This is a genomic window from Aliiglaciecola sp. (assembly GCF_039982535.1).
GTDB lineage: Bacteria > Pseudomonadota > Gammaproteobacteria > Enterobacterales > Alteromonadaceae > Aliiglaciecola.
Window position 1 is genome coordinate 1 of the sequence record NZ_JBDWYG010000016.1, and the last position, 1200, is coordinate 1200.

The window sequence follows — 1200 nt, forward strand, 5'->3', positions numbered from 1 at the left end:
GTTAGTCTTTATTTTTTAAAAAAGCATTCCTGCAATAGTTGCTGTCATCATCGTTGCCATAGTACCTGCAAAAACAGCTTTTATTCCGAATTTAGCTAAATCAGATTTTCTGTCCGGAGCAATACCACCAATTCCTCCGATCTGAATAGCAATTGAAGAAAAATTAGCAAAACCACATAACGCAAAAGTTGCCATTGCAATAGTTTTAGGTGAAATATTTGCGGCTGATACTTCATCTGCCAATTTGAGATATGCAACAAACTCATTCAAAACAATTTTAGTACCTATTAAACTTCCCATGGTAGTTGCGTCAGCCCATTCAACACCAATTATCCAGGCGATGGGAGCGAGAATCCAGCCTAAAACCATTTCGATACTCAGTTGAGCTCCCAGCAAACCTGTTAAACCGGTTAAGTCAGAGATCCAACCGAAAAACCCATTAAACATTGCTAGTAATGCTATGAACGCCAATAGCATAGCGCCTACATTTAAAGCTAGTTTTAAGCCTACACTAGCTCCGGTAGCAGCGGCATCGATTCCGTTAGCATCTGTTTTTTCAACTGTAATTGATACATCACCGGCAGTGGCTGCTTCTTCTGTTTCAGGATAAAGAATTTTAGCAATTACCAATGCAGCAGGGGCAGCCATTAAACTGGCACCTAATAATCGTTCCGCAAACAACTGTTGAGCAACTTGAATTTCAAGTCCATTAGCTGCAGCAAACGAGGTGCCAAGCATAGCCACATAGGCTGCCATAACCCCTCCGGCAATTGTTGCCATACCACCGGTCATAACAGTGAGTAATTCAGATTTGGTCATTTTACTGATAAAAGGCTTAATTACTAAAGGGGCCTCGGTTTGCCCAACAAAAATATTTGAAATTACAGAAAGCGTTTCCGCACCTGAAGTTCCCAGTAACTTTTGCATTCCTTTAGAAAGTACTCTTACTATAAATTGAAGAACGCCGTAATGATAGAGTAAAGCGGTTAAAGAGGCGAAAAAGATAATGGTAGGTAAAACCTGAAAAGCGAAAATAACTCCTACGCTTTCCTGATACTCAGGTCCTTTACCTAAAAAGTTAAATAAAAATGAAGCTCCTTCTGTTGTATATTTTAATACTATAACAAAGAAGCTAGCTATCAGTTTGAAAAGAAGTTTAGGCCAACCTAATGGAGAAAATATCGCTTCAAGTTGATCAGA

At 39.2% G+C, this 1200-nt stretch carries 1 protein-coding gene; it reads right to left on the reverse strand.

The annotated features are described in order from the left end of the window. Positions 1 to 15: 15 nt before the first annotated feature. Positions 16 to 1200: nucleoside transporter C-terminal domain-containing protein (locus tag ABJV04_RS02935; protein WP_348489699.1), on the reverse strand; the 1185-nt coding region annotated here is incomplete at its 5' end.